General features: G+C 57.7%; 13 protein-coding genes. 10 read left to right on the plus strand and 3 right to left on the minus strand.

The features are described 5' to 3' along the window. Positions 1-10 precede the first annotated feature (10 nt). From FD19_RS07120 to sufB, 6 genes are all read left to right on the plus strand, one after another. Positions 11-352, plus strand: coding sequence for a metal-sulfur cluster assembly factor (locus tag FD19_RS07120; RefSeq protein ID WP_056969504.1), 342 nt, complete (start codon positions 11-13; stop codon positions 350-352). A gap of 91 nt (positions 353-443) precedes the next feature. After that, a complete protein-coding gene (sufC, locus tag FD19_RS07125) occupies positions 444-1,208 on the plus strand; it encodes a Fe-S cluster assembly ATPase SufC (protein WP_054750792.1) in 765 nt (254 codons plus the stop codon). Beyond that, positions 1,201-2,223, plus strand: coding sequence for a SufD family Fe-S cluster assembly protein (locus FD19_RS07130; RefSeq protein WP_056969506.1), 1,023 nt, complete (start codon positions 1,201-1,203; stop codon positions 2,221-2,223). Before sufC ends, FD19_RS07130 begins: the two co-directional genes overlap by 8 nt. Next, a complete protein-coding gene (locus FD19_RS07135) occupies positions 2,216-3,454 on the plus strand; it encodes an aminotransferase class V-fold PLP-dependent enzyme (RefSeq protein WP_054750790.1) in 1,239 nt (412 codons plus the stop codon). Before FD19_RS07130 ends, FD19_RS07135 begins: the two co-directional genes overlap by 8 nt. Continuing rightward, the gene (gene sufU / locus FD19_RS07140) at positions 3,441-3,920 is read left to right on the plus strand and encodes a Fe-S cluster assembly sulfur transfer protein SufU (RefSeq protein WP_056969508.1); all 480 of its coding nucleotides are present in this window, start codon (positions 3,441-3,443) and stop codon (positions 3,918-3,920) included. Before FD19_RS07135 ends, sufU begins: the two co-directional genes overlap by 14 nt. Next, complete coding sequence (gene sufB / locus FD19_RS07145; RefSeq protein ID WP_054750788.1) at positions 3,892-5,328, plus strand: Fe-S cluster assembly protein SufB; 1,437 nt, start codon at positions 3,892-3,894, stop codon at positions 5,326-5,328. Before sufU ends, sufB begins: the two co-directional genes overlap by 29 nt. A gap of 214 nt (positions 5,329-5,542) precedes the next feature. On the opposite strand, the gene FD19_RS07150 is transcribed toward sufB, so the two are convergent. Beyond that, positions 5,543-6,991 carry an amino acid permease gene (locus tag FD19_RS07150; protein ID WP_056969510.1) on the minus strand — a complete coding sequence of 483 codons (1,449 nt, stop codon included), beginning with the start codon at positions 6,989-6,991 and terminating at the stop codon, positions 5,543-5,545. 360 nt (positions 6,992-7,351) lie between these two features. Continuing rightward, positions 7,352-8,833 (minus strand): MFS transporter, encoded by a 1,482-nt coding sequence (locus FD19_RS07155; RefSeq protein WP_056969512.1) that lies wholly within the window; start codon positions 8,831-8,833, stop codon positions 7,352-7,354. Positions 8,834-9,026: 193 nt separating this feature from the next. On the opposite strand from FD19_RS07155, the gene FD19_RS07160 reads away from it, so the two are divergent. The 3 genes from FD19_RS07160 to srtB all read left to right on the plus strand — a co-directional run bounded on the left by FD19_RS07160 (position 9,027) and on the right by srtB (position 11,256). Further along, positions 9,027-9,287, plus strand: coding sequence for a hypothetical protein (locus FD19_RS07160; protein WP_054750787.1), 261 nt, complete (start codon positions 9,027-9,029; stop codon positions 9,285-9,287). A 127-nt stretch (positions 9,288-9,414) separates the two neighbouring features. After that, positions 9,415-10,332, plus strand: coding sequence for a DMT family transporter (locus tag FD19_RS07165; RefSeq protein ID WP_054750786.1), 918 nt, complete (start codon positions 9,415-9,417; stop codon positions 10,330-10,332). A gap of 129 nt (positions 10,333-10,461) precedes the next feature. After that, on the plus strand, positions 10,462-11,256 hold the full coding sequence (gene srtB / locus FD19_RS07170; protein WP_056969514.1) for a class B sortase: 795 nt from the start codon (positions 10,462-10,464) through the stop codon (positions 11,254-11,256). Between the two features lie 161 nt (positions 11,257-11,417). On the opposite strand, the gene FD19_RS07175 is transcribed toward srtB, so the two are convergent. Then, positions 11,418-12,344, minus strand: a complete 927-nt coding sequence (locus tag FD19_RS07175; protein WP_056969516.1) for a GA module-containing protein — start codon at positions 12,342-12,344, stop codon at positions 11,418-11,420. Positions 12,345-12,886: 542 nt separating this feature from the next. Between FD19_RS07175 and FD19_RS07180 the strand changes: the two genes are divergently transcribed. Beyond that, the gene (locus tag FD19_RS07180) at positions 12,887-13,195 is read left to right on the plus strand and encodes a hypothetical protein (RefSeq protein WP_054750782.1); all 309 of its coding nucleotides are present in this window, start codon (positions 12,887-12,889) and stop codon (positions 13,193-13,195) included. Positions 13,196-13,403 lie beyond the last annotated feature (208 nt).

Consider the following 13,403-nt stretch of genomic DNA (forward strand, 5'->3'; position numbering starts at 1 on the left):
AGGCGTGGGCATGCAGTTAGCAGATTATCACGCCACCACCGAGAATATTGATGCCACTACGGACGCCGCGTTGACCGACGCGTTGGTGCAGGCCGTCGACCCGGAATTGATGGTCGACATGCTTAACCTCGGGTTGGTGTACCACGTTCGGCGTACGGACAACGGTGACTACGAAGTGCAGATGTTGCTGACACAGATCGGCTGCCCGCTGACGGATTACCTGGACAAGATGGTCCAGCACGCCATTGCGTTGGTCGCCCCGGACGCCCAGGTGCGGGTGCAGTTCCGGCTGACGCCGGCGTGGACAATGGACCGAATGAGCCGGGTGGCCCGGATGACGCTAGGGGTGTAGAGAGCGGCGCAGACCGGTGAGCAAGTGACCCCGTCGTGGGCGGGGTCACTTTTTGCACTAATCAGACGCATAAATTGGGGAGAAATAGAACATGACAACTTTGGCAGTACGCGACCTACACGTCGCGGTACATAGTGACGATGAGCACAAAGAGATTTTACGCGGCGTGAACCTGACCATCCGTAGTGGTGAGGTGCACGCCATCATGGGGCCAAACGGGACCGGGAAGTCGACGCTGTCCGAAACCATTATGGGCAATCCTAACTACGAGGTGCGGTCCGGCGACATTACCCTCGATGGCACCAGCATCCTGGACTGGTCGGTGGACCAGCGGGCGCGTGCCGGCCTGTTTTTGGCGATGCAGTACCCGCCAGCCATCGCGGGTATTACCAACGCTGAGTTCATCCGTGCGGCGGTCAACAGCCGGCGGGGGGATGACGACCAGGTACCCGTCGTCCAGTTCTTACAGGATCTAGACGCCAACCTGGCCAAACTGAAGATGCCGGAGGATATGGCGGACCGGTACCTCAACGCCGGGTTCTCAGGCGGGGAAAAGAAGAAGAACGAGATTTTGCAACTGCTGATGATCAAACCGGCGTTGGCAATCCTGGATGAGATCGATTCCGGGCTCGACATTGACGCCCTGCGGATCGTGGCCGCCGGCGTCAACAGCATGCGTAGCGCCAACTTTGCCAGCCTGATCATCACCCACTACCAGCGGCTGCTGAACTACATCGTGCCCGACGTGGTGCACGTGATGAAGGACGGCCGCATTATCGAAAGTGGTGGCCCGGAGCTAGCCAAGAGCCTGGAACACACCGGCTACGAGCAGTTGTCGGAGGCGGACAATGGCTAGGCGCGAGGGGCAAGCCCGTGGGGTGGCGTTCTGGCCCGCGGTGCCTAAGTTCAACTGGGAACGCGCGTTGCGGCCCGCGCCAGCGCCCGCGACGGGTCAGCCGCACGTCACGGTGACAGCTGGCATCCAGGTTGCGGCGGCCGGAACGGCTCCGACACCGCACGACCGCTTGGCAGCGCAGCTGATCCAAGCCGGACCGAGCCTGACGGTGACCGTGCCCGCCCACACCGTGCATGGCCGGGTCACTATTACCGGGTCGGCAACCCAAGGCGGGGTGATCAACCTCCAGGTGGGCGCCGGCGCTACGGTCCATATCGCCGAAACCTGGCGCGGGCAGGCGAGTGGCCAAACGCGGTTGTTGGTTAGCCTAACGTTGGCCGCGGACGCGCAGGTGGACTACCAGACGTACGACTTGTACGGCGACACCGCGGTGGTCATAGAACGACGCGTTACCTGTGGGGCCAACAGCCAACTGACATGGCGGTCGGCCAGTTTTGGGCACCACGCCGGCATCCTGTACCACGCTGTTGACCTGGTCGGGGATGGTGCGCAGGCCCAGGCCAACATGGCCGTGTTGGCCGGTGGTCATGCCCGGCTGACGGCCACGACCGCGGTCACTAACGCGGCCACGAACACGCAGGGGTTGATCAACCAGCACGGGGTGATCACCGACCACGCGCAACTGATTTTGAACGGTATCGGGCACATCCTGTTGGGCGCCCGCGGGAGTGACGCCCAGCAAGAGAACCGGGTACTGATGCTGTCACCCCACGCACTGGGGGAAGCTAACCCGCTGTTGCTGATTGACGAAAATGACGTCACGGCCGGCCACGCCGCGTCCGTCGCGGCGGTGGATGAGCACCAGCTGTGGTACTTCCTTAGCCGGGGTGTTGCCCGACCGGTAGCGCTGCGGTTGGTGCTTCGTGGCTTTTTGTTGGCGCTACTACCTGACTCGATGAGTAAGGCCCTGCGCGATGAGATTCAGCAACTGATCGAGGTGCAATTAAATGGTTGAAAGTCAGACAAGTTTACCGGCGTTAGCCAGTCCGTGGGTGGGCGCGTTCCCGTTTTGCGCGGCACACCCGGAGCTCCACTACCTGGATGCCGGGGCCACTAGCCAGTACCCGCAGAGCGTGGTGACGGCGATGACCACCTACATGGAGCAAGAAAATGCGCCGCTCCATCGCGGCCTGTACCGCACGGCCTACGCGGCGACGACCCGCTTTGAGGACGTCCGGGCGCAGGTGGCCCGCTGGTTGCACGCGGCCCGGCCGGACGAGGTGGTCTTTACCAGTGGTGCGACCGCCGGCTTAAACCTGGTGGCGCAAAGTTGGGGGGCGCACGCCGTCCACGCTGGCGACAACATCATCGTCAGCGCACTGGAACACCACAGTAACGTGCTGCCGTGGCGGGCGTTGGCCCAGCGTACTGGTGCTACGGTCCAGGTAGCCCCGCTGACTGCGGCCGGTGCAATCAACCAGGCGTGGGTGTTAGCACATATTGATGCGCGCACGCGCGTCGTCGCGCTTAGTCAGATGAGCAACGTGACCGGCGCCGCGCTGACGGACACCGCCGAATTGGCGGCGGCAATTCACGCGGTCGGGGGCGTCTTGGTGCTGGACGGTGCGCAGGGCGCCGCCCACCTGGACGTCGACGTGCAGGCGTTGGGGTGCGACTTTTACGCCTGCTCCGGCCACAAAGTTTACGGCCCTAGTGGCATTGGCATTCTCTATGGTCGGGCGGACTACCTGGTCCAGATGGCACCGGTCAACCTCGGCGGCGGCATGATCGATACGGTCACCCCGACTACGGCAACGTGGGCCGACCCGCCGACGCGCTTTGAAGCTGGCAGTCAGAACGCGGTCGGCGTCATCGGTCTGGGCGCGGCGCTGGACTTTATTACCACCGACGCGGAGGCCAAGCACGACTGGGTCGACGCCCTTGGGGATGCGGCGTGGACGCACCTTAACGCGATTGATGGGGTCCACCTGTACGGCGACCGCGCCAACCACGGTTGCGTCAGTTTTAACCTCGACGGGGTGCACCCGCACGACCTGGCGACCTTCCTGGACGAACAGGATGTGGCAGTGCGGGCTGGCCACCACTGCGCCGCGCCGTTAATGGCGACGTTGGGTATCACCGGGACCGCCCGCGCTAGTTTTGGGGTGTACAACGGTTACGGTGACGTGGCCGCGCTGATTGCCGGCGTGCAGGCAGCAAAGGAGTTTTTCGATGGGACTAAGTAGGTTGCAACAATTATACCGGCAGGTGCTGTTGGACGCCGCCGCCCACCCACGGCACGCGGTGGCATTGGCGCACCCGCAGGCAACGGTGGCCGCCAAGAATCCGACTTGCGGCGACACGCTCACGTTGGCGCTGACCACCGACGGCCAGCGCGTGACCGGCATCAGCGCCCAGGCCGCCGGGTGTACGATCAGCCGGGCTAGTGCCAGCATGATGACCACGGTGGTCGCAGACGCGCCATTGACTACGGTGCACCAGCTCAGTGCGGCGTTTCAAGCGATGGTGGTTGACGGGCAACCGGCACCACGGTCGCTGGGCGATGCGGCGGCGTTGGCGAGCGTCCATGACTTTCCGGCGCGGGTCAAGTGTGCACTGTTAGCGTGGACGACGCTGGATGCGGCGTTACGGCAATTACCAGGAGCAAAGGGGGATGACAAGGATGCCACGGACGAAGAACACCAAGAATAACGAGCAGGTGGCGGCCCAGGTCAACTTCCTCGATGAGGACGCCACGGCCACTAAGGTGGAAGACACCCCACCGCTGTTTTCGACCGGCCGCGGGCTGACGGAAGACATTGTGCGGGCGATTTCCCGCGCCAAGGACGAACCGGCGTGGATGTTGGCGCAGCGGTTACGCGCCTTCCATATTTATGAACGTATGGCACAGCCGGGCTTTGGCCCTGACCTGTCGGGGTTGGACCTCGACCGGATGCGTTACTACGAGAAATCGACCGACCGTCCGGTACGCGACTGGGCGGACGTGCCCGCGGCCATCAAGGACGCCTTTGAACAGATGGGCGTGCCCCAGGCTGAGCGCAAGTACCTGGCCGGGGCCAGCGCCCAGTATGAGTCCGAGGTGGTTTATGGTCACCTCAAAGACGAGATCGACCGCCTCGGCATCGTGTTTACCTCGATGGACCAGGCGTTGCGCGAGCATGAGGACCTCGTGCACCAATACTTTGGTACGTTGGTGCCGCCGAACGACAACAAGTACGCGGCCCTGAACGCAGCTGTTTGGTCTGGGGGTACCTTCCTGTACGTGCCGGCGGGGGTCTACCTCGACACCCCGTTGCAGGCGTTCTTCCGCATTAACGCGGAAAACATGGGCCAGTTTGAGCGGACGTTGATCATCGTTGAACCTGGTGCTCACGTGAATTACGTTGAGGGGTGCACCGCGCCCACGTACTCGAGTGATAGTCTGCACGCGGCCGTGGTCGAGGTGTTCGTCAAGCACGACGCGTACGCCCGCTACACCACCATCCAGAATTGGAGCAACAACGTGTACAGTCTGGAGACTAAGCGCGCGTCGGCCGCCGCTGGCGCGACGATGGAGTGGGTCGACGGTAACCTGGGTAGCAAAGTGACAATGAAGTACCCCTCCGTGTATCTGAACGGTGAGGGCGCCCGGGGGACGATGCTGTCGATTGCGGTCGCCGGCCACGGGGTGGTACTGGATTCCGGCGCGCGGATGATCCACAACGCGCCGAACACCAGTAGCTCAATCATCAGCAAGTCGATTGCCAAGGATGGCGGTGCGACCGATTACCGCGGGACCATCCGCTTTGGGCCGCACGCACGCGGCGCCTTTGCCCACGTTGAGTGCGACACTATCTTGATGGACGAGCAAAGCCGCAGCAACACCATCCCCATCAACGAGATCCACACCAGTGACGTGACGATGGAGCACGAGGCCAAAGTCAGCAAGGTTTCCGAGGCACAGCTGTACTACCTGATGAGTCGCGGGTTGACCGAGCAGAAGGCGACCGAGATGATCATCATGGGTTTCGTCGAACCGTTCGCCAAGGAGTTGCCGATGGAATACGCCGTCGAGCTCAACCGGCTGATTGGCATGTCGATGGCCGGGTCGGTGGGGTAAGCTGACATGATCGTTTAAGTAAGAGGGACCTGAGTTTGCGCTCAGGTGCCTCTATTTTGATGCTATTTAACTTCGGCTCTGAGCATGATTAACGGGTTGACACTGTCTGTGTTGATAGCAAACCACAATAGAAAGCGTAGACCCACTAAAGACGCCCCGCTGACCGTGATGGTTGGCGGGGCGTCTGGGTTCATTGGCAGTTACGTCATGGTGACTACCCCTGCGTGAGGTCGTGCTGGTGCCGGCGGGCAATCAGTGGCAGGATCAGGCCCAACGCGAGCAGAACCAGTGGGGTCGCGATGTTCAGGGCCAGCTGGAACCACCACTGGCCGGGGTCGGCGCTCATGCTGATCTTCGGTACCATGCCCATGATGCAGGCAAAGGCGGTGAAGAAGAAGCACCAGCCACCGACGATCATGCCGGTCGTCTTATGCTTAATGAACATGTAATCCGACTGGTACCGTTCGAGGTGGTGGCTCAGAAAGATGAAGGCCAGGAATACCCACAGGTACCGCAGTGGCATGACCACCGAGTTCAGGTTCAGCAACCAGTTATACAGTTGGTTCATGTTGCCCATGTTGAAGGCGGGCAGCACGATGATGATACTAACGAGAATCCCGGTCAAGTAGTAACCGTTGATCGGGGTGCCGCGCTGGTTGAGTTTTGCCAGCTTGCGGGGGATGAATTCAGGATCGGCATCACCCAACATGATCTTTAGCGGTGCGTCGATGGAGAAGGCCAGCGCGGAGATCTGCGCCATGGCCTGGGCGAGGGCGTAGAGAATCACGAAGATGTTACCAACGTGGTAGTACCCACCCAGTTTGGCAAACGCTTGGTAAGCACCGTTAGCCATCAGGTCTTGCGGAATGTGGTTGGAATTGAACAGCATCCCCATCCCGAACGAACCGAGAATGGCACAGATGGCCACCATCCCGGCGAGTACCAGCATTCCCAGCGGAAATTCCCGTGAGGCGTGCTTGGTGTTGTTCACGTACGGGGAAATCTTTTCGGCCCCGCCGACCGCGAACACCAGCATCGAGATGGTAGTGAAGTAGTTAAAGTTGAACTTGGGCAAGTACGTGCTCAACTGGTCCATGCGTGGGGTGGCGATGTGCGCCCCGGAGGTCATGAACGGCGCGGATACCGCCAGAATGATGAACAAAATCGACATGATGAACATCGCCATGCCGGCGACCGAGCCGATGCGGTTCAACGTGGTCAAACCGCGGGCGGACAGCCATAGAAAGGCCAGGAAGAGGGCCAGGCAAATCAGGGCGACCGTCATGGAACTGACGGTGTTGACGAACGAACCGTTCCCCCGGAAGAGCCAGGAGAGGGAGATGAGAATTCCCTGCGGCTTTTGGGCTAAGTACGGGACGTGGACGACCCAGTAAGTCCAGGCGGCGTAGTAGGCCAGACGTTTGGTCGAGGTCCGTTTGATCCACGAGGACACCCCACCGTTTTCATCCTTGAAGGCCGACCCGAGTTGGCCGACGATCAGGGCGTACGGGACAAAGTAGAGCAGCATAATGAGGATCCAGGAAACAACGACTGATAATCCTTGCTGGGCGTAGTTGTTAATGACGTTGCCGAAGCCCCAAACGGCCACAAAGGCGATGAGGGCGACGTTGAACCAACGCAATTGCTTTTGTTTATCCGCCATGGTAATCACCCATCCTTTCTGCGAACGCTGATAATGTACGGTGGCGTGCGGCCACATTGCTTTAATTTCAGTATACGGGGACGACCGCTTATTTCGGCGTGAAAGCGACTTCAATATGGTGAAAAATTCATGGGTTTATTCTCATTCTTGCATAGAAAAGCCATTGCTGCGGGCTTGACTACTTGTGCAACTTTGAACACAACCGGCCAAATGTGGGAATTATGTTGTCGTGTTGCGGGGATAAACGGTGGTGTTGTGTAGGTGGTGGCCCGGTGCACATCGTGAAGGTACAAAAAAGCAGTTGTCGGCCGTGACGGCGGAACAACTGCTGTGTTGACTGATTATCGGTAAGGCGGCTGCTTAAATGTGGATGGCGGCCTGGTGGCGTTCGCGGTGTTCCGCGAACACGTTAATGACGAGTGATACCAGCATCAGGACTAGGGCGACAATCATGATGTTGTGCAGCCCGTGGTGGAGGATGATGCGCATCGCCGGCAACAGGTGCTGGGGCAAGCTGCCGACGCTGGCAGCGTCACTAAGCTTGTTAAGCATCGCCATGGTGATGCAGCCGCCAGAGTGGACTACACCGGCCCGCAAGGCGGCGTTCATAATGATTCCGTAGATGGCGGCGGTGAACGTTTGGCTGAGCATCCGGATCAGGTAGCTAAACGAGGTCGCGGCCGGTACGTCCTGGCGCTCAGCGTCTTGTTGGACCTTGACTTGGAGCTCATTGAAGCAAGCCCCGTTGCCAAAGCCTTCAAAGGCCCCGGCGACCAGAATCAGCCAGTACGGGGCGTGGACGCCCATCAGCACCATCAGCACAAACGCCAACGTGAGGGTGATGATGCCCAGGCCAATCACGCGGTGGGGTGACAAGTAACGCCGCAGGGGTGCGACGGACTCGGAGCCAAAAAAGTCGGTGAACGAACTCGGAATTTGCGTGGCACCCCCAATCAGGGCGCTGGTGCCGATGATCCCCTGAGCCCACATCGGGCTGTAGGTCAGGAAGGCCATGAACGCACCCCAGATGATGGTGAAGAGGGCAAAGTCGGTGACCAGGGCGCGGTTGCGGAACAGGCGGTTCGGAATGATCGGGTCGGCGGCGCGGTTTTCCACGCGGACCAGGGTGGCAATGGCGGCCACGGCGATGACCCAGACCACGGCGACTAGCCACCAGCTGGTGACGCCGATCATTTCGATGCCTCCGAGCATGGCAATGATGCCCAGGGCCATAAGGCTACCACCCAGGTAGTCCAGCTGTACGTGCGGCTTGGCTTTGGGCTTGGGCAATTTGTAGAACACCTGTACCAGCAGTGCCGACAGCAGGCCAATCGGGACGTTGATGTAGAAGACCCAGTGCCAGCTGAAGGCGTCGACGATGTAGCCACCAACCAGCGGGCCGACGATGGTGGCCATGCTGTAACTGGCTGACACAAAGCCGAGGACCTGCATCCGTTTGCGCGGCTGTTTGTACAGCTCGGCGTAAATGATGTAGGGCAGGGAGATCATCCCCCCGTTACCCAGGCCGGCGATGGCGCGGGTAACGATGAGAAAGATGATGTTGGGGGACAGTCCTTGCAGAAACGAGCCGACCACAAAGAAGAGCGCGGACAGCTGGTAGCTGCGTTTATTGCCGATATGTTCACCGAGCTTACTCCAAACGAGCGTGCTGACGGCAGTCCCCAACAAGAAGATGGCGACGATCCAGCCCATGAGCTCGATCCCGTGCAGATCCGCGATGATCGACGGAAGGGCGGTGTTAATAATGGTAGAATCCAGGCCACTCATGGCGTTGGATAGGAGTAGGGCGATGGTAACGATGAGCACGTTGCGTTTGGACACGATAGTTAGCCTCTTTCTGAAAAAAGTCATACCTGTATATGTTACCGCTAATCCCACCATAAGCAACCGTGATTATTCTGGCTGTTGATTTTGTGTCCTGGTTATTGCGCTGAAACCCAATCGTCTTGATTGCCCATCCGCGCGCATCAAATTTTGGGTAATGTGTTCATAGTGGAACGTAAATCTGGGTATAGTGGATGATGTTGTAGTCCCACCACTGTCTCTAGATTGGCACCACCTGATCTTCGGTCACGGCGGGATCAACCAGCTCGGAATCAAGGAGCTGGCGGGCAATGAGCACCTGCTGGGATTGAAAAATCTCTCCACCTCCATCGTGACCGCCTACCAGGGCGGCTTTGCCCTGGACGTGTACAACCAGACGGCGTACCTCGACCACGTCGACCTGAACGAGGGCAACGTGTCGATTCTGTGGGCGACTTTATCTAGGGGATGACGGCGCGATTGGACCAACAAAATTGCAATTTTACCGCGCCAACCGCCGTCAGTGGCGCCCACTTTCTTGTATACTAGAGACTAATTACATGACGACGTTGTAGCCGTCGGAAAAGTGGGTAGAAAAAATGGCAGAAACGGTAGGACAGCGCGGCAAAGGCTTTGCTAATGTCATTATCGGGACGATGTTTTGGGGCTTCTCGGGCGCCGTCGCCCAGTACCTGTTTACGGCTTTACACGTCCAACCGCTCTGGCTGGTCGCGGTGCGGTTGCTGGGCGCGGGCGTGCTGCTACTGCTATTTGCCGGCCTGCGTGGTGGCCGCGACGTGTTCCGTATCTGGCACAACCGGCGCGATGCCGTTTTGCTAATTATTTTTGCCATCATGGGCATGATGCCGTCCCAACTGACGTACTTTCTTGCCGTTAGTTACGGTAACGCCGCCACCGCCACCGTGCTCCAATTCCTCGGCCCACTGTTTATCATTATCTACCTGGCGCTGGCCAGCCGGCAGTGGCCGCGGCGTATCGACGTGGTTTCCATCGTCGTCGCGTTGGTCGGCACCTACCTGCTGGTGACGCAGGGCCGGTTGACGTCACTGGCGTTGGCGCCGGCCGCCGTGGTGTGGGGCGTCCTCGCCGGGGTCAGCCAGGCCAGCTACACGCTGTTACCGCGGCCGCTCCTGCGTAAGTACGACGAAACGCAGGTGGTCGGCTGGGCCATGTTACTGGGCGGCGTGCCCCTCTGGCCGGTACTTGGTACGACCGCAGCGCCACATTTGGGGATGGCCGGCTTGGCCGCCATTGCCTTCATCATCTTGTTCGGGACGTTGTTTGCCTACCTGCTTTATCTGAACAGTTTGGCGTACATTCCCGCCAGCACGACGGGGATGCTGAGCGCCTTTGAGCCGCTAACCGCCACGGTGACGACGGTCCTGCTGCTGGGCACCCGGCTCGCGGGCGCGGAGATTATTGGCGGCCTGCTGATCCTGTTGACGACCGTACTGCAGGCGTTACCGGCCCGGCGCGCTACCCGGGTCGAACGGTAGCAGTCTGTGACGACCCCAGTTAAAAGTGTGGTGCTTGGCATTGTGGTACTGACGTTAATTGCCGGGCAAGCGTGATACAATGGGCTTCAGCGAGTATTGCGATAATTGATCCAAAGGAGGTTGGGGGACGTGTCGAAAAAGGGAAGGGGTAACCAGCGACTAGCGCATATCATCGATTTAGCGTTGATTGTTGTGCTTGTTATTGGCCTATTTTTCGGTGGGCGTTACCTGTACCAGCAACATGAAGTGGCCCACGAGCGTGCGGCTGCGCAACGATTGACGAAGCAGGTGACCAAGAAGCGTCACACTAACCAAACCACCATGCCGGCTGCGGGTAATATTAGCGTTAACTGGCGGAAACTCCACCAAATTAACCCTAAAATCAAGGCCTGGATTTATGTGCCCGGCACGCGCATCAACTACGCGGTGATGGCTGGTAGTAATAATACCTACTATCTCCACCATGACGAACGCGACCAGGCCTCGGTCTCGGGGCAAATTTTTATCGACTACCGGGATAAACCTAACTTTACGGCGCGGAATACGTTCCTGTATGGGCACAACATGTACAATGGCTCGATGTTCGCCGGGCTCAACGACTTTTTGAAGCAAGAATTTCTGAACCGGCACCGGCACGTATACATATACACCCCCAAGAAGCGGTACGTGGGGACCGTTTTTGCCGTCCAAACTAACAGTGGGCCTTCAATTGCGCACACTTTACGCTTTAGCAGCGCCCAAAAGTTTGCAAACTACCTGAGCTATCTGAAATCCCGGAGCAAGGTCAAAACTAACGTCAAGTTAAAGTCGATCAAAAAGATGGCTACCTTGTGGACTTGTGCCAATGACAGTACTACGGGCGATGCCGGACAGACCGTGCCGGTCGAAAAGTCCCGCACCTTCGTCAGTGTTGCGCTCAAGTAAGCGCGGTAGTTACCTCTCCAACACAGCAACAGTGAATGCGGTTGAGTTAGTCTTCCTGGAATGGGAAGGCTTTTTATTTTGCCACCAAAAAAGCCTTCCCGTGATGGGGAAGGCTCCCAAAATTAACCAGTAGAGATGGATCATGGATAAATACGGTAGCGTTAAGCTACTAACTTGCGCAGTGCCAGACCCAGGGTACCAAGGAATGTGGCTACACCGCCAGCGATGCCGGCAAAAGCGTTGTTAGTTACGCCGGTTTGAACATCGCCCGACTTGGCCGCACTACCAGAAGTAGCCGCACCAGTCGAGGCGTTCGTGCCCTGCTTGGCAGCACTGACGACAGCTGCGACACCAGCGGGAGTAGTGGCGGCATCAATTGCCTTGATTGCATTAGCCTTCTCCGTGGCCGTTAACTTACTATCCCCATTAATTGTGGCCTTGGCGTTAGCCTTTTGGGTAGCAAGTGTTGTTGCAGTAGCGGTTGTGCCGGTAGTCGCCTTTGTGCCGCCGTTATCATTATTGGTAGCAGAGGACGAAGGTGCGGAAGCCGCCTGCGAACTGGAACTTGCCTTAGTAGCTGGTTGACTTGCAGATGAAGCAGCCGAAGAACTACTCGTTGTCTTTGCTGGAGTTGTTGAAGAACTCTGACTTGCAGCAGACTGACTAGATGATGCTGCCGAACTGGAAGTTGAAGTTGAGGAAGCAAAATTCTTCGTGTAAACCAAATTCATCAGGTCAGATTCAGGAGCGAACCCATCGCCGGTTGAATTAACCTTAATGTGAACAACAGATTCATTTGCTGTATATCCATCCGCCTTAGGAACATTGATAGCAATCACCTTATTAGGAATTAGATAAACAGGTCCATCAGTTTCAATGCCATCGACATATGGTGCGCTACCATCACCCTCATTCCAAGTAGCACCAATTTGGTCGATGGCTTCATATTCGTCGGCGTGAACAGTAGCAACAGCGTCATTACCAAATGCGTGCGTATTGACTGCAGCGGCAGTACCAACACCCATCAAGGCAACAGCTGCCAGTGACGTGTAAACAAACTTCTTAGACTTCAAAATTTTATCAGACATAATAAATTCCCCCATTATTGCGCATGCTTAAAATTAACAAATTACGGCACGGTTGGGCTCAGATTGGAATGACAATGAATACCGCAGAATAATGGGCCATCATGGACAGAATACACGGCGTTAATTACCGTTGAACAACCCGATTATGTTTAGACTTGTTTGTTACTGTTTCACCTCCTTCACGGTCCACAATGACGCCGTTTGCCAGGGCAACCGTACGTCTGTTATTATCGTCCCTGGGCAAACAAACGCGGCAAATTGCAGCAAGTTTTGGGCCAAAACTTGGTGTGATTTTGCATTTATGTAAAATTGCGCTTGAAGTAGCGACCACAGCTCCGTGGTTGCGAGCAAATGTCCGGGCCCGACCCAGTTTGAAAACACAATTGACTTTCACGCTGGCGCTGACTACCATAAAGTTGTAAGTCCTTTCACCGCGGTGAAGTGACGACCAAGCATACCTCCCAGCTTTGACTGAGCAACTCGCGCCGGCTTTGCCTACCACGGTATTGGACGGTTGGAAAAATCAGTGGAGGTTGATGAATATGGCAAAAGACGAAACGGCAGCAAAGGCATTCCTGGCCAACGCGGCGGACGAACCCGACGCAGTGTTTGTACGAATCGAATTCTTCGACCCGGTGGACTTGGATCCAGCGAGCCACCCCGACCTGAAGGACATGGGCGAGTGGGAATGGAACGATAAGCACGACCACTTGATGTTGATTGACCCGGACGGCAAGTCGTTTAACGCCCGCAAGTTCATGACGGTACTCCGTCACGATGGCGTACCGGAAACAGCTTACGAAGTCCGCGAGATTCCGGTCAAGGACGCCAAGCCCGAACTGGTTGCTTAATAATTAGTTGAATAATGATAATGAGTCCACTAGCGCTGCACGTGCAGCTGTTGGTGGGCTCGTTTTTTTGTCTACCGGCGCCGTTTTGGGTAGCGCAGTGAATTTTTGCACATGTTGACTTTGTCACTATCAAAGTTTCGGTGGGTACATATAAATGTATTGATGGACACGTGATGAGTAACACACTCAGTACCAGCCCCGCCACGAT

Origin of the sequence: Lacticaseibacillus thailandensis DSM 22698 = JCM 13996, assembly GCF_001436135.1 — a bacterium.
Taxonomy (GTDB): domain Bacteria; phylum Bacillota; class Bacilli; order Lactobacillales; family Lactobacillaceae; genus Lacticaseibacillus; species Lacticaseibacillus thailandensis.

Bases quoted from the DNA above. Each gene is read 5' to 3' on its own strand.
- FD19_RS07130 (WP_056969506.1), top strand. From the start codon at position 1,201: ATGGCTAGGCGCGAGGGGCAAGCCCGTGGGGTGGCGTTCTGGCCCGCG.
- FD19_RS07135 (WP_054750790.1), top strand. From the start codon at position 2,216: ATGGTTGAAAGTCAGACAAGTTTACCGGCGTTAGCCAGTCCGTGGGTG.
- FD19_RS07180 (WP_054750782.1), top strand. From the start codon at position 12,887: ATGGCAAAAGACGAAACGGCAGCAAAGGCATTCCTGGCCAACGCGGCG.
- FD19_RS07175 (WP_056969516.1), bottom strand. From the start codon at position 12,344: ATGTCTGATAAAATTTTGAAGTCTAAGAAGTTTGTTTACACGTCACTG.
- FD19_RS07120 (WP_056969504.1), top strand. From the start codon at position 11: ATGCAGTTAGCAGATTATCACGCCACCACCGAGAATATTGATGCCACT.
- sufU (WP_056969508.1), top strand. From the start codon at position 3,441: ATGGGACTAAGTAGGTTGCAACAATTATACCGGCAGGTGCTGTTGGAC.
- FD19_RS07165 (WP_054750786.1), top strand. From the start codon at position 9,415: ATGGCAGAAACGGTAGGACAGCGCGGCAAAGGCTTTGCTAATGTCATT.
- sufC (WP_054750792.1), top strand. From the start codon at position 444: ATGACAACTTTGGCAGTACGCGACCTACACGTCGCGGTACATAGTGAC.
- sufB (WP_054750788.1), top strand. From the start codon at position 3,892: ATGCCACGGACGAAGAACACCAAGAATAACGAGCAGGTGGCGGCCCAG.
- FD19_RS07150 (WP_056969510.1), bottom strand. From the start codon at position 6,991: ATGGCGGATAAACAAAAGCAATTGCGTTGGTTCAACGTCGCCCTCATC.